Source organism: Microbacterium sp. NPDC055442 (assembly GCF_053644215.1).
Genome location: NZ_JBSHLF010000004.1, coordinates 448,981 through 467,378, shown reverse-complemented (window position 1 = coordinate 467,378; position 18,398 = coordinate 448,981). Strand labels below are relative to the sequence as shown.

At 70.0% G+C, this 18,398-nt stretch carries 20 protein-coding genes; 3 read left to right on the top strand and 17 right to left on the bottom strand.

What is annotated here, in order from left to right; genetic code table 11:
• The first annotated feature begins 99 nt into the window (after nucleotides 1–99).
• Complete coding sequence (locus ACWIBS_RS11850; protein WP_376131382.1) at nucleotides 100–741, top strand: class I SAM-dependent methyltransferase; 642 nt, start codon at nucleotides 100–102, stop codon at nucleotides 739–741.
• 6 nt (nucleotides 742–747) lie between these two features.
• On the opposite strand, the gene dapF is transcribed toward ACWIBS_RS11850, so the two are convergent.
• The 15 genes from dapF to ACWIBS_RS11775 form a co-directional block, all read right to left on the bottom strand.
• Nucleotides 748–1,602 carry a diaminopimelate epimerase gene (gene dapF, locus ACWIBS_RS11845; protein ID WP_376131379.1) on the bottom strand — a complete coding sequence of 285 codons (855 nt, stop codon included), beginning with the start codon at nucleotides 1,600–1,602 and terminating at the stop codon, nucleotides 748–750.
• 9 nt (nucleotides 1,603–1,611) lie between these two features.
• Nucleotides 1,612–2,532: a tRNA (adenosine(37)-N6)-dimethylallyltransferase MiaA gene (gene miaA, locus ACWIBS_RS11840; RefSeq protein ID WP_376131376.1), complete on the bottom strand. Its 921-nt coding sequence runs from the start codon at nucleotides 2,530–2,532 to the stop codon at nucleotides 1,612–1,614.
• Between the two features lie 143 nt (nucleotides 2,533–2,675).
• The gene (miaB, locus tag ACWIBS_RS11835) at nucleotides 2,676–4,223 is read right to left on the bottom strand and encodes a tRNA (N6-isopentenyl adenosine(37)-C2)-methylthiotransferase MiaB (protein WP_376131374.1); all 1,548 of its coding nucleotides are present in this window, start codon (nucleotides 4,221–4,223) and stop codon (nucleotides 2,676–2,678) included.
• A gap of 55 nt (nucleotides 4,224–4,278) precedes the next feature.
• Entirely contained in the window at nucleotides 4,279–4,974 is a 696-nt protein-coding gene (locus tag ACWIBS_RS11830) for a regulatory protein RecX (RefSeq protein ID WP_454137019.1), read from the bottom strand.
• A 57-nt stretch (nucleotides 4,975–5,031) separates the two neighbouring features.
• Entirely contained in the window at nucleotides 5,032–6,084 is a 1,053-nt protein-coding gene (recA, locus tag ACWIBS_RS11825) for a recombinase RecA (RefSeq protein ID WP_376130570.1), read from the bottom strand.
• A gap of 241 nt (nucleotides 6,085–6,325) precedes the next feature.
• Nucleotides 6,326–6,550, bottom strand: coding sequence for a DUF3046 domain-containing protein (locus ACWIBS_RS11820; protein ID WP_454137018.1), 225 nt, complete (start codon nucleotides 6,548–6,550; stop codon nucleotides 6,326–6,328).
• Nucleotides 6,551–6,571: 21 nt separating this feature from the next.
• The gene (locus ACWIBS_RS11815; protein WP_376130564.1) at nucleotides 6,572–6,880 is read right to left on the bottom strand and encodes a helix-turn-helix domain-containing protein; all 309 of its coding nucleotides are present in this window, start codon (nucleotides 6,878–6,880) and stop codon (nucleotides 6,572–6,574) included.
• Between the two features lie 136 nt (nucleotides 6,881–7,016).
• The gene (locus tag ACWIBS_RS11810) at nucleotides 7,017–7,484 is read right to left on the bottom strand and encodes a CinA family protein (protein WP_376130561.1); all 468 of its coding nucleotides are present in this window, start codon (nucleotides 7,482–7,484) and stop codon (nucleotides 7,017–7,019) included.
• Nucleotides 7,481–8,047, bottom strand: a complete 567-nt coding sequence (gene pgsA / locus ACWIBS_RS11805; RefSeq protein ID WP_376130558.1) for a CDP-diacylglycerol--glycerol-3-phosphate 3-phosphatidyltransferase — start codon at nucleotides 8,045–8,047, stop codon at nucleotides 7,481–7,483. Before pgsA ends, ACWIBS_RS11810 begins: the two co-directional genes overlap by 4 nt.
• 29 nt (nucleotides 8,048–8,076) lie before the next feature.
• The gene (locus ACWIBS_RS11800; RefSeq protein ID WP_376130556.1) at nucleotides 8,077–10,749 is read right to left on the bottom strand and encodes an FtsK/SpoIIIE family DNA translocase; all 2,673 of its coding nucleotides are present in this window, start codon (nucleotides 10,747–10,749) and stop codon (nucleotides 8,077–8,079) included.
• A gap of 106 nt (nucleotides 10,750–10,855) precedes the next feature.
• Nucleotides 10,856–12,532: a ribonuclease J gene (locus ACWIBS_RS11795; protein WP_376130553.1), complete on the bottom strand. Its 1,677-nt coding sequence runs from the start codon at nucleotides 12,530–12,532 to the stop codon at nucleotides 10,856–10,858.
• Between the two features lie 94 nt (nucleotides 12,533–12,626).
• Nucleotides 12,627–13,604, bottom strand: a complete 978-nt coding sequence (gene dapA / locus ACWIBS_RS11790; RefSeq protein WP_376130550.1) for a 4-hydroxy-tetrahydrodipicolinate synthase — start codon at nucleotides 13,602–13,604, stop codon at nucleotides 12,627–12,629.
• A 48-nt stretch (nucleotides 13,605–13,652) separates the two neighbouring features.
• Nucleotides 13,653–14,414, bottom strand: a complete 762-nt coding sequence (locus tag ACWIBS_RS11785; protein ID WP_376130547.1) for an SDR family NAD(P)-dependent oxidoreductase — start codon at nucleotides 14,412–14,414, stop codon at nucleotides 13,653–13,655.
• Between the two features lie 9 nt (nucleotides 14,415–14,423).
• The gene (locus ACWIBS_RS11780) at nucleotides 14,424–14,924 is read right to left on the bottom strand and encodes a dihydrofolate reductase (RefSeq protein WP_376130544.1); all 501 of its coding nucleotides are present in this window, start codon (nucleotides 14,922–14,924) and stop codon (nucleotides 14,424–14,426) included.
• A complete protein-coding gene (locus tag ACWIBS_RS11775) occupies nucleotides 14,921–15,730 on the bottom strand; it encodes a thymidylate synthase (protein ID WP_376130541.1) in 810 nt (269 codons plus the stop codon). The genes ACWIBS_RS11780 and ACWIBS_RS11775 overlap by 4 nt, the downstream gene beginning before the upstream one ends.
• 125 nt (nucleotides 15,731–15,855) lie before the next feature.
• Here ACWIBS_RS11775 and ACWIBS_RS11770 point away from each other — a divergent pair, with 125 nt between their 5' ends.
• Nucleotides 15,856–16,281 carry an OsmC family peroxiredoxin gene (locus ACWIBS_RS11770; protein WP_376130539.1) on the top strand — a complete coding sequence of 142 codons (426 nt, stop codon included), beginning with the start codon at nucleotides 15,856–15,858 and terminating at the stop codon, nucleotides 16,279–16,281.
• Complete coding sequence (locus ACWIBS_RS11765; RefSeq protein WP_376130536.1) at nucleotides 16,274–17,194, top strand: TIGR01777 family oxidoreductase; 921 nt, start codon at nucleotides 16,274–16,276, stop codon at nucleotides 17,192–17,194. Before ACWIBS_RS11770 ends, ACWIBS_RS11765 begins: the two co-directional genes overlap by 8 nt.
• Here ACWIBS_RS11765 and ACWIBS_RS11760 read toward each other — a convergent pair whose 3' ends face one another.
• The gene (locus ACWIBS_RS11760; RefSeq protein WP_376130533.1) at nucleotides 17,195–17,635 is read right to left on the bottom strand and encodes a hypothetical protein; all 441 of its coding nucleotides are present in this window, start codon (nucleotides 17,633–17,635) and stop codon (nucleotides 17,195–17,197) included.
• Entirely contained in the window at nucleotides 17,632–18,372 is a 741-nt protein-coding gene (gene dapB / locus ACWIBS_RS11755; protein WP_376130530.1) for a 4-hydroxy-tetrahydrodipicolinate reductase, read from the bottom strand. Before dapB ends, ACWIBS_RS11760 begins: the two co-directional genes overlap by 4 nt.
• Nucleotides 18,373–18,398: the final 26 nt, after the last annotated feature.

Genomic DNA, 18,398 nt, shown 5'->3' with positions numbered 1-18,398 from the left:
CCCGGAAGGGGCGGCATGTGATTCGTCATGCACGGCGGGCGATCGCCCGAGGATTCTAGCCTCCCCCCTGTGAGGCCACCTCCGCTACGCTCGTCACTCATGGGGAGCGAGCATTACTTCAGCGCCACCCCCGCAAGTCCCGAGAACCTGCGTCGGATCCGCGCCACCCTCGCGGGCAGGGAGGTCGAGGTCACGACGGCCGGCGGAGTGTTCAGCCCCGCGCACGTCGATGCGGGAACGAGCGTCCTTCTGGCGAACAGTCCTGCCGCGCCGCCGGGCGGCCAGCTGCTGGATCTCGGATGCGGGTGGGGGCCGATCGCGCTGAGCCTCGCGCTGGAATCGCCGCACGCGACCGTGTGGGCCGTCGATGTGAACGAGCGCGCCCTCGATCTCGTGCGACGAAACGCCCAGTCGCTCGGGCTCGAGAACGTCAACGCCGTGCGCCCCGAAGATGTTCCCGACGATGTCGTCTTCCGCACGATCCGCTCCAACCCGCCCATCCGCGTCGGCAAGAGCGAACTGCACGGACTGCTCGAGCGGTGGATCCCCCGGCTGGACGATCGCTCGGACGCGTGGCTGGTCGTGCAGCGCAACCTCGGCTCGGACTCACTGCAGCGCTGGCTCGCGGCGACGTTCGCGCCGGGCTACAGCGTGCATCGTGCCGCGACGGGACGCGGGTTCCGCGTCCTCCGGGTGCGCCGGCACGGGATGCCGCCGAGCGAGCCCATCACGCTGCCCTGAGCAGGCTCAGGCCAGCGTCACCTCGCCCGAGTAGACGAGCGTCGCGGGACCCGCGAGATAGACCCGGCCGGCGCTCATCCGCACGCCGAGACGGCCACCGGGCACGTCGACCGTCCACTGGTCGGGCGCCGTCGGTCCTGCCCATTCGCGCACCGCGAGGGCCGAGGCTGCGACCCCCGTGCCGCAGCTGAGCGTCTCGCCGACGCCCCGTTCGAACACGCGCATGCGGATCGAGCCGACGCCATCGTGCACGAGCGGGTCGCTCGGCACGACGAACTCGATGTTCGCGCCCGCCGGCGGCTCGGGGTTCAGCTGCGGGCGCGCCGTGAGATCGAGGGCGTCGAGCTCCTCGGTGTCGGGCAGCGCGACGACGACGTGCGGATTGCCGACGTCGATGCCCATCCCCGGGCGCGGCGCGCCCACTCCGCGCGCTCGCACGAGCACGTCGGGTTCGACGCGCCAGGTGCCGAGATCCACCTCGAAGCCGCGATCGCTGCGGGTGACGGTCTTGGTGCCCGCGCGCGTTGCGACCGGCAGCGGGTCAGCGGCATCCGCCCAGCCGACCTCGGTGAGGTACCGCGCGAACACGCGCACCCCGTTGCCGCACATCTCGGCCTTCGAACCGTCGGCGTTGCGGTAGTCCATGAACCAGGTGACCCCGGATGCGGCCGCCTCGACGCCCTCGTCGATCGCATCCGTGCGCACGACACGCAGGATCCCGTCGGCGCCGATGCCGAAGCGTCGGTCGCAGAGCACGGCGATCTGGTCGTCCGAGAGGTCGAGGGCACCGTCCGGGTCGGGGATCACGACGAAGTCGTTCCCCGTGCCGTGGCCCTTCGTGAAGGCGATCGTCTGGGGCACCGGTTCAGCCTAGCGGCGCACGGCCACGCCGGCGGCGGGAACGCCGGGCTCGACCCAGGTGACGTCGTCGTAGCGCCGGAACCACGAGACCTGGCGGCGGGCGTAGCGCCGCGTGAGCGCCTGCGTCTGCGCGATCGCCTCTTCGCGCGTCAGATCCCCGGCCAGCTCGGACAGCGCCTGCGCGTAACCGATCGCCCGACGGGCCGTGACGCCCTGCTCGAGGCCCTGGTCGCGCAGCATCCGCACCTCGTCGAGGAGCCCGTCGCGCCACATGCCCTCGACGCGGGCATCCAGACGTGCGACGAGCAGCTCACGCGGCACCCCGACGCCGATCACCCGCGTGTGCGGATGCCACAGCACGGGCGCGTCGGGAAGCGCGGCGCCGTGCGTGCGCTCCCCCTGCTCGAGCACCTCGAGGGCGCGCACGACGCGTCGGCCGTTGCGCGGGTCGACCTTCGCAGCGGTCGCGGGGTCGGCCTCGCGCAGCCGTGCGAACAGCACTCCCGGTCCGTGCTCGTCGAGCTCGGCCTCGAGTCGGGCCCGCACGGCGGCATCGCGCGGCGGAAACCGGAAGTCGTACAGCACGCTGGAGACATACAGCCCCGAGCCGCCCACGAGGATCGCATCGGCCCCGCGTGCGTGGATCGCCGTGATCGCTGCGCGCGCGGCTTCCTGATACCAGGCCACCGCCGCTTCATCGGTGACCTCGAGCACGTCGAGCAGATGATGCGGGATGCCGCGCCGCTCTGCCGCGGGCAGCTTGGCGGTTCCGACGTCCATCCCGCGGTAGAGCTGCATCGCGTCGGCGTTGACGATCTCGGCGGAACGGCCTTGCTCGGCGAGCTCCTCTGCCAGCGAGAGCGAGAGCGCCGTCTTTCCGGTTCCGGTCGCCCCGACGACAGCCCACAGCCGCGCGGTCGTTTCAGGCATTCGGGGTCGCTTCCGTCCCGCGCGCGCTCAGCGAACGTGCGCGCGCGCGGGGTACGGCCTGGCCGGGCGCCCGGCCACCGGCGGGGTGCGGGTGCCGGGCGCGAGAGCGAGCGTGCCGGGCCTGGGCGGGCGAACGCACGGTCCTACGCGGGTCGCAGGGTGGGCAGCCCGAGCGCGACGGGGCGCGGAGCTCCACCGGCACCCGCGGGGGCGGGCACGCCGCACGAGTCGGCCTGGGCGCGGTCCCACGCATCGCCCGAGCGGGTGCGCCGGATACGCAGCGGCGCGCCGTCGGGCGAGTCCGCGAGCAGGTGGAACGGGGCGGCGTGCGTCACGACGACCGAGACGACGTCGCCCGGACGCGGCGTCTCCGACCCGTCCGGAACCTCGAAGTGCACGAGCCGGTTGTCTTCGGCGCGGCCCGTGAGCCGGTGCGTCGCGGCGTCCTTCTTGCCCTCACCCGTCGAGACGAGCACCTGCAGCTCACGACCCAGCTGCTTCTCGTTCTCTTCGTGCGAGATACGGTCCTGCAGCGCGGCGAGCCGCTCGTAACGCTCTTGGACGACGGCCTTGGGCACTTGGTCGGGCATGGTCGCTGCGGGCGTGCCCTCGCGGATCGAGTACTGGAAGGTGAACGCGCTCGCGAAGCGCGCCTGCTCGACGACGCGCATCGTCTCTTCGAAGTCCTCGTCGGTCTCGCCGGGAAAGCCCACGATGATGTCGGTCGAGATCGCGGCGTCCGGAATCTTGGCGCGCACGCGGTCGAGGATGCCGAGGAACCGCGCACTGCGGTACGACCGACGCATCGCTTTGAGGATGCGGTCGCTGCCGGACTGCAGCGGCATGTGCAGCTGCGGCATGACGGCGGGGGTCTCGGCCATGGCGTCGATGACGTCATCGGTGAACGCGGCCGGGTGCGGGCTCGTGAAGCGGATCCGCTCGAGGCCGGGGATCTCCCCCGCCGCACGCAGCAGTTTGCCGAAGGCCTGACGGTCGCCGAACTCGACGCCGTACGAATTGACGTTCTGTCCCAGGAGGGTCACCTCCATCGCTCCGTCGTCGACGAGCAGTCGGATCTCACCCAGGATGTCGCCCGGGCGGCGGTCCTTCTCTTTGCCGCGCAGGCTCGGCACGATGCAGAACGTGCAGGTGTTGTTGCAGCCGACCGAGATCGACACCCAGCCGCTGTAGACGCTGTCGCGCTTGGTGGGCAGCGTCGACGGGAACACCTCGAGGGCCTCGAGGATCTCCAGCTCGGCCTCACCGTTGTGGCGTGCGCGCTCGAGCATGCCCGGCAGCGAACCCATGTTGTGCGTGCCGAAGACGACGTCGACCCAGGGCGCCTTCTGCAGCACGGCGTCCTTGTCCATCTGCGCGAGACACCCGCCGACGGCGATCTGCATGCCCTCGTGCTTGTCCTTGCGGGACTTCAGGTGTCCCAGCGTGCCGTAGAGCTTGCCCGCGGCGTTGTCGCGCACGGCGCACGTGTTGATGACGATGACGTCGGCCTCGGCACCCGACTCGGCACGGACGTAGCCGGCGCTCTCGAGCGACCCCGAGAGCCGCTCGGAGTCGTGCACGTTCATCTGGCAGCCGAAGGTGCGCACTTCGTAGGTGCGGGCGCCGCCGTCGGCCGCGCGCGCGGCGTCGGACGGCGCGATGAGCGTCGGGGTGGTGGAGGGGGTCGTCATGATCCGCCCATTCTACGATCCGGCGCGGCGCGTGGCGCCGCCGGGACGCTCAGCGTCAGCGGAACCGCACGCCCGATGCCGAGCCGGTCTCATCGAGGGCCTGCTTCGCCGCGCTCAGCGCGGTGCTGCCGGAGTATCCCCTGCGCGCCAACTGCCCCATGAGCCGCCGCACGGCGGTGTCGCGATCGAGTGAGGCGAGGCTCCTGGCCTTGCCGCGGGCGAACTCGAGTGCGCGCTCGGCGTCGTCGTCGGGAAGCGAGGCGATCGCGACGTCGGCGATGTCGCGGGGAATGCCGCGCTTGGCAAGGGTCTGGGCGATGACGTGTCGTCCCTGCCCCTTGCGCTCGACAGCCGTGTACACGAGCTGATCAGCCAGCGCGGCATCGTCGAGGTAGCCGCGGCGAAGGAAGAGCTCCAGCAGGCGATCGACGGCGGCTGCATCGAGATCCTGCGCCACGACGACAGCGCGTGCTTCGCGCACCGACAGCGAGCGGGTGCGCAGCTTCTTGAGCAGCACCTTCTCTGCGGCGTCGGCCGCGGCCGACGCGTCGTCGCCCTCGTCATCGCCGATGTCGTACGGGTTCGGCTCGACCCACGTGGCATGCCACGCCGGCTCATCTGTCACCGTCTCGACCGAAGGCGGCGGCGCCGGCTGTTCCGGCGCCGCCCGCACCGTGTTCGGCCGTGCCGTGTCACGACCGAACAGCGGGATGACGGGGGCGAGCGCATCCCGCTCGCCCCCGTCACTCATCGCTCAGCCTGGTTGTCGACCGACGTCGAGGCATGGTTGCCGAGCTGCGCCGAGGCATCAGGCCGGTCGCCGCGCGGCCAGTTCGTCAGCGGCCGCCGCATCGACGGATTTGGGCTGGCCGATGCCGAGCTTCGCCTTGATCTTCGATTCGATGTCGGCTGCCATGTCGGGGTTCTTGAGAAGGAAGTTGCGGGCGTTCTCTTTGCCCTGCCCCAGCTGCTCGCCGTCGTAGGTGTACCAGGCGCCGGACTTCTTGACGATGGCGTGCTCGACACCGAAGTCGATGAGGCTTCCTTCGCGCGAGATTCCGACGCCATAGAGGATGTCGAACTCCGCCTGCTTGAACGGCGGGGCCATCTTGTTCTTGACGACCTTGACGCGCGTGCGGTTTCCGACCGCATCGGTGCCGTCTTTCAGGGTCTCGATCCGGCGGATGTCGAGACGCACCGACGCGTAGAACTTGAGCGCCTTGCCGCCCGCGGTCGTCTCGGGCGAACCGAAGAAGACACCGATCTTCTCGCGCAGCTGGTTGATGAAGATCATCGTCGTGTTGGTCTGGTTGAGACCACCCGTCAGCTTGCGCAGGGCCTGCGACATGAGGCGCGCCTGCAGACCGACGTGCGAGTCGCCCATGTCGCCCTCGATCTCGGCCTTCGGCACGAGGGCGGCCACCGAGTCGATCACGACGAGGTCGATCGCACCGGATCGCACGAGCATGTCGGCGATCTCGAGCGCCTGCTCGCCCGTGTCGGGCTGCGACACGAGGAGGGCATCGATGTCGACGCCGAGCTTCTGCGCGTAATCGGGGTCGAGCGCATGCTCGGCATCGATGAACGCGGCGATTCCGCCCGCGCGCTGCGCGTTGGCGATCGCGTGCAGGGTGAGCGTCGTCTTTCCCGACGACTCCGGGCCGTAGATCTCGATGATGCGCCCACGGGGCAGACCGCCGATACCGAGCGCGACATCGAGCGCGATGGAGCCGGTCGAGACGACCTCGACGGGCGCGCGCTCGTCGCTGCCCAGGCGCATGACCGAGCCCTTCCCGAACTGTCGGTCGATCTGGGCGAGGGCCGATTCGAGGGCCTTCTCGCGGTCAGCGGGTGATGGCATGGCGTGCTCCTTGTGCTCTGTCCGTCTCCGGAGGTCCGTCGCCTGTAGGCTGCCGCGCCCCGAACCGGGAGGCTCGAGAACTGCGGCAAGGCGTGTGGTGTCGTTCGACGTGTTCCACGGTAGGCAGGGGCTCCGACATCGGCCGGGGCTCTCGGCGTTCCGTGGAAGACACGCCCTCGACACCCGCTGTGGAGGAGCCTACGTCGACATCGAACGAATCTTCGACGACACGCCGGTGCGCTCAGTGGCGCTTCGGCTCCAGCCGCCCCACGCCATGGCGCCGTTCGAGGGGAACGTCCATCTCGGCGCACAAGGCGAGCCAGATGTCCTTCGGCGGCACGCCGGCCGCGAGCGCATCAGTGCCGGTGCGCCCGCCCACTCCGCCGAGCGACAGGTCGGAGAGCAGCGACTCACCGCGCGCGCCGAACTCGTCGGCGACGGCGCGCAAGAACTCACTGCGTCGCACGAGCGCGGTCGATCCCGCGCGTCAGCGCAGCGAGAGCTCGGGGCCGACCTCGGCGACGAGATCGTCGGGAACGACGTCGGGGAAGCCGTGCAGTCCCTCGAGGACTGAGATGCGATCGCCGACCTCGCGCATGATGGTCGAGATGGGCACGTCCAGTGCCTCGGCGACCGAGGCGAGGATCTCGCTCGATGCTTCCTTCTGGCCTCGCTCGACCTCGCTGAGGTAGCCGAGCGCAACGCTCGCGCGACCGGCAACCTGACGGAGGGTGCGGCCCTTCTGCTGGCGGAAGTCACGCAGGACTTCGCCGATCTCTTGGCGAACCAGGATCATTTTCAGGCCCCCTCCCTTTCGCATTCCGTCCGATGTCCGGGTGGACAACGGTACAACATCGGCTGTTTCCAATCTAATCCCGCGGGCTGTGGAATGGGTGGGAATCGCCGTACAACGAAGAGCCTCGACGAGGCGGTCACAGCTCCTGCAGACAGGTCGCGAGCGCCTTGCGGACGGCTGCGGCGCGGATCTCCGCGCGGTCACCGGGCACGTGCGTCCGCACCGCCGTGCTGCCGGCCGGCGTGACGACCGAGATGCACACCGTGCCGACCGGCTGGCCGTCCTGCGGCTCGGGGCCGGCGACACCCGTGGTCGCGACGCCGACATCCGCGTCCAGCAGACGACGCGCCCCCTCGGCCATCTGCTGGGCGACGGCCGGATCCACGGCGCCGCGCGATGCCAGGAGGTCGCCGTCGACACCGAGCACATCCCGCTTGACGTCGGTCGCGTACGCGACGACGCCGCCGCGCATCGACGCCGACGCTCCCGGAACGTCGATCAGCGCCGACGCGACCAGCCCGCCCGTCAGCGACTCCGCCACGGCGATCGTCCAGCCGCGGGCGGCGAGCCGTCGCAGGATCGCAGGCGCAGCGGCATCCGTCATCGCCGTCGCGCGCGTGCGCCGCGCACTTCGGACACGATGTAGTCGATCCCGCTCGCGATCGTCAGCGCGACCGCGATCGCCATCGTGACGCCGTTGACCCAGAAGATCCACTCCCCCACGAGCGTCCACAGCGGCAGCAGCGCGAGCGAGAGCGCCACGGCTTGAGCGACCGTCTTCAGCTTGCCCATCCAGGCGGCCGCGAGCACGTGGTCGCTGACGACGGCGAAGCGATAGACCGTGATCCCGACCTCGCGCACGAGCACGACGATCGTGATCCACCACGGAAGCTCACCGAGGATCGACAGCCCGACGAACGCCAGTCCCGTGAGCACTTTGTCGGCGATGGGGTCGAGCAGCTTGCCGAGATCCGTGACGATGTCGTGCTTGCGTGCGAGATACCCGTCGATCCCGTCGGTCGCGATCGCGACGATGAACAGCGCGGCAGCCCACCACCGGAGTGCGCCGTCGGCGCCCCCGTCGGCCAGCAGCATCCACAGGAAGACCGGAGCGCACAGGATCCGCACGATCGTGATCGCGTTGGGCAGTTGCCTCGGGATCGCCATGCGCCGAGCCTACCGGCCGCGCCGCGAGGTCAATCGCGCCCCGTGAGTCCCCACGCGTCTTCGGAGCCCTCGTCACTCTCGACGACCTCGTAGCCGTCGAACTGGGTCTCTGCCGCGTCGGGCCCGTAGGGATCGGATGCCGCCGGTTCGGGCACGTCGTCACCGCGAAGCCGTGCGAGCACGCCCGGCAGCTGCTCGTTCGTGACGAGCACGTCGCGGGCCTTGGACCCCTCGGAGGGGCCGACGATCTCGCGCGATTCGAGCAGATCCATGAGTCGCCCGGCCTTCGCGAAGCCGACCCGCAGCTTGCGCTGCAGCATCGAGGTCGAGCCGAACTGCGTCGAGACGATGAGCTCGGCCGCCGCCAGGAGCAGCTCGAGGTCGTCGCCGATGTCGGCATCGATCTCTTTCTTCTCGACGACGGCCGCGACATCGGAGCGGTACTCGGGTCGCGCCTGGTTCGTGACGTGCTTGACGACCTTCTCGATCTCGGCTTCGCTCACCCACGCGCCCTGCACACGCAGAGCCTTCGACGTGCCCATCGGCAGGAAGAGCCCGTCACCCTGCCCGATGAGCCGATCGGCACCGGGCTGGTCGAGGATGACGCGCGAATCCGTGACGCTCGTGACGGCGAAGGCGAGACGGGAGGGGACGTTCGCCTTGATGAGCCCCGTCACGACGTCGACCGAAGGCCGTTGCGTCGCGAGGACCAGGTGGATGCCGCTCGCTCGGGCGAGCTGCGTGATGCGGACGATCGAGTCCTCGACGTCGCGGGGAGCCACCATCATGAGGTCTGCGAGCTCGTCGACGACGACGAGCAGGTACGGGTACGGCTTGAGCACGCGCTCGCTGCCCGCGGGCAGCTGGATCTCGTCGGCGACGACCGCCTTGTTGAAGTCGTCGATGTGGCGGAAGCCGAACGACGCGAGGTCGTCGTAGCGCATGTCCATCTCTTTCACGACCCACTGCAGCGCCTCTGCGGCCTTCTTGGGGTTCGTGATGATCGGGGTGATGAGATGCGGTACGCCGGCGTACGAGGTCAGCTCGACCCGCTTCGGGTCGATCAGCACCATGCGCACGTCGGTCGGCTTGGCGCACATGAGCAGACTCGTGATCATCGAGTTCACGAAGCTCGACTTGCCCGACCCGGTCGAGCCCGCGACCAGCAGGTGGGGCATCTTCGCGAGGTTCGCCACGACGTAACCGCCGCCGACGTCCTTTCCGACGCCGATCGTCATGGGGTGCGTCGATCGCACGGCGTTCTGCGAGCGCAGGACGTCGCCGAGCGTCACGATCTCGCGGTCGGCGTTGGGGATCTCGACGCCGATCGCGCTCTTGCCGGGGATCGGCGCGAGGATGCGCACCTCGTTCGAGGCGACCGCGTAGGCGATGTTGTTCGTGAGCGCTGTGATGCGCTCGACCTTGACGCCGGGACCGACCTCGATCTCGTACTGCGTGACCGTCGGCCCGCGGGAGAAACCCGTGACCTTGGCGTCGACGGAGAACTGCTCGAAGACGTTCGTGATGGCACGCACGACGGTGTCGTTGGCCTCGGACCGCGCCTTGTGCGGCGTTCCCGCCGCCAGCGCATCGACCGAGGGCAGCCGGTAGTCGGCCGAGGACTGCGGGCCGTCCGTGCCCACGCCGTCGAGTCCCGGCAGCATGCCGTCGTCGGCCTGGTCGTGCGTGTCGTCGTCGCGCAGGCCCGTGCCCGAGCGCTTCGCAGCCTTCGCCGCCGACAGCACGGCAGGGTCGATGACCTCGGTGAGGGCGTCGGTCGTCGGCACCGGCGGCGGCGGCGAGGGCGGTGCGATGGCCTGCTCGAACCCGCCCTGGGGCGATCCGACCGGCAGCAGCTCGGTGAGATCCTGCGACCCGAGGCCGTCTTCGGGGTCTTTCTCGCGACCGGTCTTGTTGCGACGCCACCACGGCAGTGCCGAATCTTCCCCGTCGCCCTCGGGGGTCTCGGTGAACTCGACGGTGGACTTGGGGGCACGCGGTTCGGCGCCGAACATCCAGGCGTAGAGCTCGCCCAGGCGGTGGCCGATCCGGTTCGGCGGCGTCTTGGTGATGATCAGGATGCTCAGCACGGCCAGCAGCGACAGCACGATGTACGCGCCGACGTCGGTCAGCAGCATCGCGACGGGCTCGCCGATCATCCAGCCGAACAGGCCTCCCGCTTCGCTGAGAGCGGGCAGTCCGGAGTTCGGCTGCGGGCGGCCTCCCGCGACGTGGCAGAAGCCCGCGACGGTCCATACGAGCAGGCCGAAGCCGATGCCGATGCGGCCGTTGTCATGGACGGAAGACGGATGCCGGAAGAGCCAGCCGGCGAGCACGAGAAGCAGGACGGGCAGCACGAACGCCTCGCGGCCGAGCAGTCCGCCCACGCTGTAGGCGCTGATCGTCGCGGCGACGTCGCTGCCGATGAAGAACCACTCGTTGACGGCACCGGCGACGGCGAGCAGCACGAGCAGGAACGGGAAGCCGTCGCGGCGCTGGTCCTTCTCGAGCGTCTCGGGGCCGAACGTGCGGAACAGCCCGCCCGTCGCGTGAGCGACGGCGAGCCAGGCGCGGACGAATCCGGACGGTCGTTCGTCGTCGCCGACGTATCGCTTGGGCGCCGGCTCGGGTTTGCGGGCGCGCGACGACGATCCGCGTGCGGGCGCACGACCATTCTTGGTCGGGCTTGAGCTCCTGGCCATTCCCCCACGGTACGCGCCGCCTCGGACAATTCCGGGAGCGACGCGACCCTTCGGGACGGTCGGGGAGCCGCGAATCAGTCGACGACGCGCTGGGCGCGCGGCATCCTCACGCCTCGATGACGAGCGGAACGATCATCGGTCGGCGGCGCAGCGACTGGTTCACCCAGCGCCCGATCGTGCGGCGCACGACCTGCGCGAGCGCGTGCTGATCGCGCACGCCCGACTGCGCCGCCTCGGCGAGCGCTGCCGCGATCTTGGGCTTGACGCTGTCGAACACGGCGTCGTCCTCGGCGAAGCCGCGGGCGTGGATGTCGGGTCCCGAGATGACCTTGCCCGTCGTGGCGTCGACGACGACGATGACCGAGATGAAGCCCTCTTCGCCCAGGATGCGGCGGTCCTTGAGGTCGGCGTCGGTGATCTCGCCGACGCTCGAGCCGTCGACGTAGACGAAGCCGAGATCGAGCTGGCCGACGACCTCGACGTCACCGTCGCGCAGATCCATCACGGTGCCGTTCTCGGCGATGATCGTGCGCTCGGGGGCGATCCCCGTCTCCTGCGCCAGGCGGGCGTTGGCCATGAGGTGGCGGTACTCGCCGTGCACGGGCAGGACGTTGCGGGGCTTGAGGATGTTGTAGCAGTACAGCAGCTCGCCGGCGGCGGCGTGACCGGACACGTGCACTTTGGCATTGCCCTTGTGCACGACGTTGGCGCCGAGCTTGGTCAGCCCGTCGATGACGCGGTAGATCGCGTTCTCGTTTCCCGGAATGAGGCTCGAGGCGAGGATGACGGTGTCGCCCTCGCCCGGCTCGATCTCGTGATCGAGGTTCGCCATGCGGCTGAGCACGGCCATCGGCTCGCCCTGCGACCCCGTCGACATGTACACGATCTCGTTGTCGGGCAGGTGGCGCGCCTTCTTGTAGTCGATCAGCACGCCCTCGGGCACCTTGAGGTAGCCGAGGTCTTCGGCGATCGTCATGTTGCGCACCATGCTGCGACCCAGAAGTGCCACGCGGCGACCGTGCGCCGCCGCGGCATCCAGAACCTGCTGCACACGGTGGATGTGGCTGGAGAAGCTCGCGACGACGACGCGTCGCGGGGCACGGCCGATGACCTGATCGAGGACCGGTCCGATCTCACGCTCGAGCGGAGTGAAGCCCGGCACATCGGCGTTCGTCGAGTCGACGAGGAACAGGTCGATGCCCTCTTCGCCGAGCCGCGAGAAGGCCCGCAGGTCGGTCAGCCGGCCATCGAGCGGCAGCTGGTCCATCTTGAAGTCGCCGGTCGCCAGCGCCATCCCCGCGGGGGTGCGGATCGCGACGGCGAGAGCGTCGGGGATCGAGTGGTTCACCGCGACGAACTCGAGGTCGAACGGTCCGAGCTGCTCGCGCTCGCCCTCTTTCACCGTGAGGGTGAAGGGCTTGATCCGGTGCTCTTTGAGCTTCGCCTCGGTGAGGGCGAGCGTGAGCCCCGATCCGATCAGGGGGATGTCGCGCTTGAGGCGCAGCAGGTACGGCACGGCGCCGATGTGGTCCTCGTGACCGTGCGTGAGCACGACCCCCACGACGTCGTCGAGTCGATCCTTGATCGGCTCGAAGTCGGGCAGGATCAGGTCGACGCCCGGCTGGTGCTCTTCGGGGAACAGCACTCCGCAGTCGACGATGAGGAGCTTGCCCTCGTATTCGAAGACCGTCATGTTGCGGCCCACCTCGCCGAGGCCGCCGATCGGCGTGATCCGCAGGGTCCCCTTCTCGAGAGCGGGCGGGTCGAACGGACTGTTGGGCATGGTGTGCCTCCTCGGTTGTCGACGACCTCTTCAGGCCGACGAGCCGGATGCCGCGGCATCCGGGAATGTGTCTGTCACCGCCGTCGCGGCGGAATCATCTGGTCGTTCCGGACACCTTCGGCAGCGCGCCGCCGGCGGCGGCGTTGCGGTCGGGGCGGAAGTTCGAGAAGTCGGTGCCGGGCACATCGGACACGAGCGCGAGCTCGTCTTCGATCTTGGCGGCCTCCCACTCCTCGGGCCCCACGAGCGGGAGCCGGACGCGCGGACTCGAGATGCGACCGAGCCCGTGCAGGATGTACTTCGCCGCGACGGTGCCCGGCACGTGCGTCATGACGGCGCGCACGAGCGGCTCGAGCTGCTTGTGCGCCGCCGTCGCCTTGTGCAGGTCCCCCGCGTTGACGGCGTCGATGATGACGCGGTACGGTGCTGCCGCGACGTTGGCCGTCACGCCGATGAGGCCCGCCGCACCGATCGCCAGGTGCGGCAGCACGTTGGCGTCGTCGCCCGAGAAGTACATCAGGTCGGTCTGGTTGAGCACGCGGCTCACCTCGCTGAAGTCGCCCTTGGCGTCTTTGATCGCGAGGATGTTGGGGTGCTTGGCCAGGCGCAGGATGGTCTCGTACTTGATCGGAACCCCCGTGCGCCCGGGGATGTCGTAGAGGATGACCGGCAGATCGGTCGCGTCCGCGACGAGGCGGAAGTGCGTCAGGATGCCCGCCTGCGTGGGCTTGTTGTAGTACGGCGTGACGATCATGATGCCGTCGGCGCCCGCGCGCTCGCTCGCCTTGTACAGCTCGATCGCATGGGCGGTCTCGTTCGAGCCGCCGCCCGTGATGATCTTGGCGCGGCCGGCGGAGACGTCCTTGCCGACCTCGACGAGGCGGATCTTCTCGACGTCGGTGAGGGTCGAGGTCTCGCCCGTCGTGCCGGTGACGACGATGCCGTCGGCGCCGGCGGTGATGACGTCGTCGATGTGCTTCTCGACGGCGGGCCAGTCGACTTCGCCGTCGGCCGTCATGGGGGTGACGAGCGCGACGAGCACCTGACCGAAGGGATTGCCGGAGTGCGTCATGCATTCAGGCTAGCGGGAGCACGAGCCGCCCGGCGACGCACTGCCCGGTCAGCGCCCCGTGCTGCCGGCCCTGGCGGCGAGCGGTGCCGGCACGAACCGCGTCAGCGCGACGAGCAGCTTGTACTTCAGCGAAGGCACCGACACGGCCTTGCTGCGCGCCGCGTCGCGCAGCGAGGCCGCGACGACCTGCCGCGCATCGAGCCACATCCAGCCCGGCACGCCCTCCCGCCCCGGCGGCAGGCCCGCGCGCTCGTGGAAGTTCGTGTGGGTGAACCCGGGGCAGACCGCCGTCACGGTCACACCGCGAGGCGCGTAGACGCCGTTCGCCCAGCGGCTGAAGCTCACGACCCAGCCCTTCACCGCACCGTACGTCGAACGCGGGATGAACGCCGCGACCGACGCGATGTTGATGATGCGCCCGCTCCCCCGCGCCAGCATCGGCCCCAGTGCCGCGTGCATCAGCCGCATCGGCACCTCGACGTGCAGCTCCAGGTGCCGGGCCTCGTCGTCGATGTGGTTGCGCTCGAAGGCGAGCGGCAGGCCGTATCCCGCGTTGTTGACGAGCAGCTGGACGGGCCTGGTCGCATCGAGCAGCCGCGCCTCGACCTTCTCGCGCTGGCGAGGCTCGAGCAGGTCTGCGACGAGCACTTCCACCGCGACGCCGTTGACGCGCCGCTGTTCGGCCGCGAGCGCCTCGAGCGCGTCGCGGTCCCGTGCGACGAGCACGAGGTCCGCACCGCGGGCGGCCAGCTGACGCGCGTATTCGGCGCCGAGACCCGAGCTCGCTCCGGTGATGAGGGCGATCGTCATGCCGACAGCCTACGAGCGCGGCTCCAGCTTCAGGAAGCGGAACCGGATGCCGGTGCGCGAGGTGCGCCATCCCTCGGCCGGCTCGACGTCGACGACCCGCCACCCCTCGCGGTCCGGCGCGAACGTGTCGCCGTCGACCTCGAGGTCGAGCTCGGTGACCTCGAGCAGATCCGCCCGCGCGATGGCTTCGCGAAAGAGCGCTCCCCCGCCGATCACCCACGCGCGTTCCGGCCCCGCGAGCGCGAGGGCCTCGTCGAGGGATGCCGCCCGCTCAGCGCCGTCGGCCCGCCACTGCCCGTTGCGGGTCACGACGATGTTGCGACGACCCGGCAGCGGCCGGAACCGGTCGGGAAAGGACTCCCACGTGCGCCGGCCCATGACGACGGGCGATCCCATCGTGACCGCCTTGAAATGCGCGAGGTCCTCGGGCACGTGCCACGGCATGCCGCCGTCGGCGCCGATCACGCGGTCGGCCGCCTCGGCCCAGACGAGCCCGACGCGCGCGGTCATACCGCCACCGCGGCGCGGATGGCCGGGTGGTGCCGGTAGTCCTCGACGGCGAAGTCCTCGTACGTGTAGTCGAAGATCGACTCCGGTGTGCGCGTGAGGCGCAGTGCCGGAAGCGGGTACGGGTCGCGGCTGAGCTGCTCGCGCACCTGCTCGAGGTGGTTGTCGTAGATGTGGCAGTCACCGCCCGTCCACACGAAATCTCCGGGTTCGAGCCCCGTCTGCTGGGCGATCATGATCGTCAGCAGCGCGTACGACGCGATGTTGAACGGCACCCCCAGGAACATGTCGGCGCTGCGCTGGTAGAGCTGGCACGACAGCTTGCCGTCGGCGACGTAGAACTGGAAGAGCGCGTGGCACGGTGCGAGCGCCATCTCCGGGATGTCGGCCGGATTCCACGCCGACACGATGAGGCGCCGCGAGTCCGGGTCAGCGCCGATCTGCTCGATGACCTCCGAGATCTGGTCGATCTGACCGCCGTCGGGCGTCGGCCACGACCGCCACTGCACACCGTAGACGGGGCCGAGTTCGCCCGCGGCATCCGCCCATTCGTCCCAGATGGTGACGCCGTTGCTCTGCAACCACCCGACGTTCGACTCGCCGCGCAGGAACCACAGCAACTCGTAGGCGATCGACTTGAAGTGCACGCGCTTGGTCGTGATGAGCGGGAAGCCCTGCGAGAGGTCGTAGCGCAGCTGACGCCCGAAGACGCTCGTCGTGCCCGTGCCCGTCCGGTCGTCCTTGTGGGTCCCGTGGTCGAGCACGTCGCGGAGCAGGTCTTCGTAGGGGGTGGGGATCGCCGTCGTCACGGCTGCCACGATACCCGCGCCACGGTGCCCGCGGGCTGTCGCCCACCGTCGCGCCGCCGCGCGGGGGTCGTTAGGCTGGCGACGTGGCGTCCGGAGCGCGGAGGCCCCGACCATGGGAGGTTCTGATGACTGTCACGAGCGAAGCCACCACCGCATGGAGGGGCGGTCTGACCGACGGATCCGGCGAAGTCACCTTCGTCTCGTCGGGCCTGGGCACCTTCGACATCAACTGGAAGGCCCGCAGCGAGGGCTCGACGTCGGTCACGACGCCCGAAGAGCTCATCGCCGCGGCGCACGCGTCGTGCTTCAGCATGGCGCTCTCGCACGCTCTGGCGGGCAACGGCACTCCTCCCGACTCGGTCGACACGACGGCATCCGTCACGTTCAAGCCGGGCACGGGCATCACGGGAAGCCACCTCAACGTCAACGCCGTGGTCCCCGGCCTTTCGAGCGAGGACTTCGAGCGCCTCGCCGAAGAGGCGAAGACGGGATGCCCCGTCTCGCAGGCCCTCGCCGGGATCGACATCACCCTCGAGGCGACGCTTGCCTGATTCTCCGACGAACCCGCGGCGCATCGTCGTCGCGGGTTCTTCCGGGCTCATCGGCACCGCCCTCGTCGACAGCCTGCGCGCCGACGGCGTGGAGGTCACCCGCCTTGTGCGGCGGGCGCCTCGCGCGGCCGACGAGATCGAATGGCTGACGGATGCCACGCCCCTCGATCCGGCCGTGCTCGAGGGCGCCGACGCCGTCGTCGGCCTCAACGGGGCGAGCATCGGCCGCTTCCCGTGGACGAAGCGGTATAAGAACACACTGCTGTGGTCGCGGATCACGCCGACCCGCGCGCTGGCCCGCGCCCTTCGCGACCTCGGCGCCGACGCGCCCGCGTTCGTGTCCGCCTCGGCCGTCGGCTGGTACGGCTCCGCCCCCGGCGTCGCGCTCACCGAGGATGCGCCGCGCGGTGAGTCGTTCCTGGCCGATCTGTGCGGCGAGTGGGAGTCCGCGGCGCGTGCGGCCGGAGCGCAGGCGCGCGTCACGACGCTGCGGACCGCGCCCATCGTGCACGCGCGCGGCGTGCTGGCGCCTCTCCTGCTGCTCACGAAGCTCGGGATCAGCGGACCGATCGGCCGCGGCACGCAGGCCTGGCCGTGGATCTCGCTCGATGACGAGGTGCGCGCGATCCGGCACGTGATCGATTCGGGCACGACGGGACCGGTGAACCTGACCGGGCCGACGCGAGCCACGGCGAACGACCTCGGCTTCGCCCTCGCGATGCGCATGAATCGGCCGTACCTGCTGCGCGCGCCGGTTCCGGCCATCAAGCTCGTCCTGGGCGCGGATGCCACGGACGCTTTGCTCACGGCGGACATGCACGTCGTCCCCGATGTGCTCGAGCGCAGCGGATTCCGTTTCCGGCATACGACGGTCGAAGAGGCGGTCGCGGCGGCGGTGCCGGCCGCGATGTGATCAGGCTCGGCGTTCGAGCCGCACCGCGCTGCGCACGGCCTCGCGCGCCCGCTTGCGGTCGCCGGACGCGTCGTACGCGAGGCCGAGGCGGTACCACGCTCGCCAGTCGTCGGGGTGCGCCTCGACGTCGGCGCGGTAGACCGGGAAGACGGCATCCGCTTCGTCGCGCAGCACCCGCCCGCTCGGACGCACGGCGACCTGCTCGGCGGGCAGCGCGTCTTCTTTCTCGAGGCGAGTGCCGAGCTGCTGCGCGCGCACACCGAACCACAGCTCGCGCCCGAGCGCCCACATCGCCACGAGCGGAACGACGACGAGCGCAGCGCCCATCGCGACCCCCAGGGGGTGACCGCTGAACATCAGCTGCACGCCGCGGTATCCGGCGATGACGATGTACAGCACGAGCAGCACCGCCATGACGGCGACACCCAGACGCGCGCTCATGCGCCGACCTTCATGTTCAAGAACGCATCCAGCCCCACGACGACACCCGTCGCGTCGCGGGCAGCGGTCAGGGCGATCCGGATGCCGGGGCCATAGGCCTGCGCCGGCTCGACGGTGTCGTGCACGATCGTGAGCGACTCACCGGGTCCGGACAGGACCGACTCTTGCCGGGCGATGACGCCCGGCCGCCGCAAGGAGTGGACGGGAACGCTCGCGACCTGCTGGCCGCGCGCCCGCTGGTCCACGTGCGGTGCTTCGACGGGGCCGACCTCGGAGCGCGCAGCGGCGATCAGCTCGGCCGTGCGCACGGCCGTGCCGCTGGGCGAGTCGATCTTGGTGTCACGGTGCGCCTCGATGATCTCGGCCGAGGGGAAGAACGGCGCGGCGGCGGCGGCGAGGGCCGACCCGAGCACGGAGCCGATCGAGAAGTTCGGGATGAAGACGGCGCCCGTGCCGGCGGCCTCGACGAGCGGTCGCACGAGCGCGATGCGCTCCGACGACCAGCCCGACGTGCCCACGAGCACGTTGACGCCGCGCTCGATCGCGGCGCGCACGACCTCGATCGAGACGGCCGGGGTGGACGCGTCGACGACGAGGTCGGTGTCGTCGATCTCGTCGAGGGACGATGCCGAGGACAGCACGGCGGTGACCTCGAACCCCTCTTCGGACTCGACCACCTCGCGGATGATGGCACCGAGCTTGCCGGTTCCCCCCACGATGGCCACACGCGTCGTCATATCTTCCATCCTAGGCTTCGGCCCGC

Bases quoted from the DNA above. Each gene is read 5' to 3' on its own strand.
- ACWIBS_RS11850 (WP_376131382.1), top strand. From the start codon at position 100: ATGGGGAGCGAGCATTACTTCAGCGCCACCCCCGCAAGTCCCGAGAAC.
- miaA (WP_376131376.1), bottom strand. From the start codon at position 2,532: ATGCCTGAAACGACCGCGCGGCTGTGGGCTGTCGTCGGGGCGACCGGA.
- miaB (WP_376131374.1), bottom strand. From the start codon at position 4,223: ATGACGACCCCCTCCACCACCCCGACGCTCATCGCGCCGTCCGACGCC.
- ACWIBS_RS11830 (WP_454137019.1), bottom strand. From the start codon at position 4,974: ATGAGTGACGGGGGCGAGCGGGATGCGCTCGCCCCCGTCATCCCGCTG.
- recA (WP_376130570.1), bottom strand. From the start codon at position 6,084: ATGCCATCACCCGCTGACCGCGAGAAGGCCCTCGAATCGGCCCTCGCC.
- ACWIBS_RS11815 (WP_376130564.1), bottom strand. From the start codon at position 6,880: ATGATCCTGGTTCGCCAAGAGATCGGCGAAGTCCTGCGTGACTTCCGC.
- ACWIBS_RS11810 (WP_376130561.1), bottom strand. From the start codon at position 7,484: ATGACGGATGCCGCTGCGCCTGCGATCCTGCGACGGCTCGCCGCCCGC.
- pgsA (WP_376130558.1), bottom strand. From the start codon at position 8,047: ATGGCGATCCCGAGGCAACTGCCCAACGCGATCACGATCGTGCGGATC.
- ACWIBS_RS11800 (WP_376130556.1), bottom strand. From the start codon at position 10,749: ATGGCCAGGAGCTCAAGCCCGACCAAGAATGGTCGTGCGCCCGCACGC.
- ACWIBS_RS11795 (WP_376130553.1), bottom strand. From the start codon at position 12,532: ATGCCCAACAGTCCGTTCGACCCGCCCGCTCTCGAGAAGGGGACCCTG.
- dapA (WP_376130550.1), bottom strand. From the start codon at position 13,604: ATGACGCACTCCGGCAATCCCTTCGGTCAGGTGCTCGTCGCGCTCGTC.
- ACWIBS_RS11785 (WP_376130547.1), bottom strand. From the start codon at position 14,414: ATGACGATCGCCCTCATCACCGGAGCGAGCTCGGGTCTCGGCGCCGAA.
- ACWIBS_RS11780 (WP_376130544.1), bottom strand. From the start codon at position 14,924: ATGACCGCGCGCGTCGGGCTCGTCTGGGCCGAGGCGGCCGACCGCGTG.
- ACWIBS_RS11770 (WP_376130539.1), top strand. From the start codon at position 15,856: ATGACTGTCACGAGCGAAGCCACCACCGCATGGAGGGGCGGTCTGACC.
- ACWIBS_RS11760 (WP_376130533.1), bottom strand. From the start codon at position 17,635: ATGAGCGCGCGTCTGGGTGTCGCCGTCATGGCGGTGCTGCTCGTGCTG.
- dapB (WP_376130530.1), bottom strand. From the start codon at position 18,372: ATGACGACGCGTGTGGCCATCGTGGGGGGAACCGGCAAGCTCGGTGCC.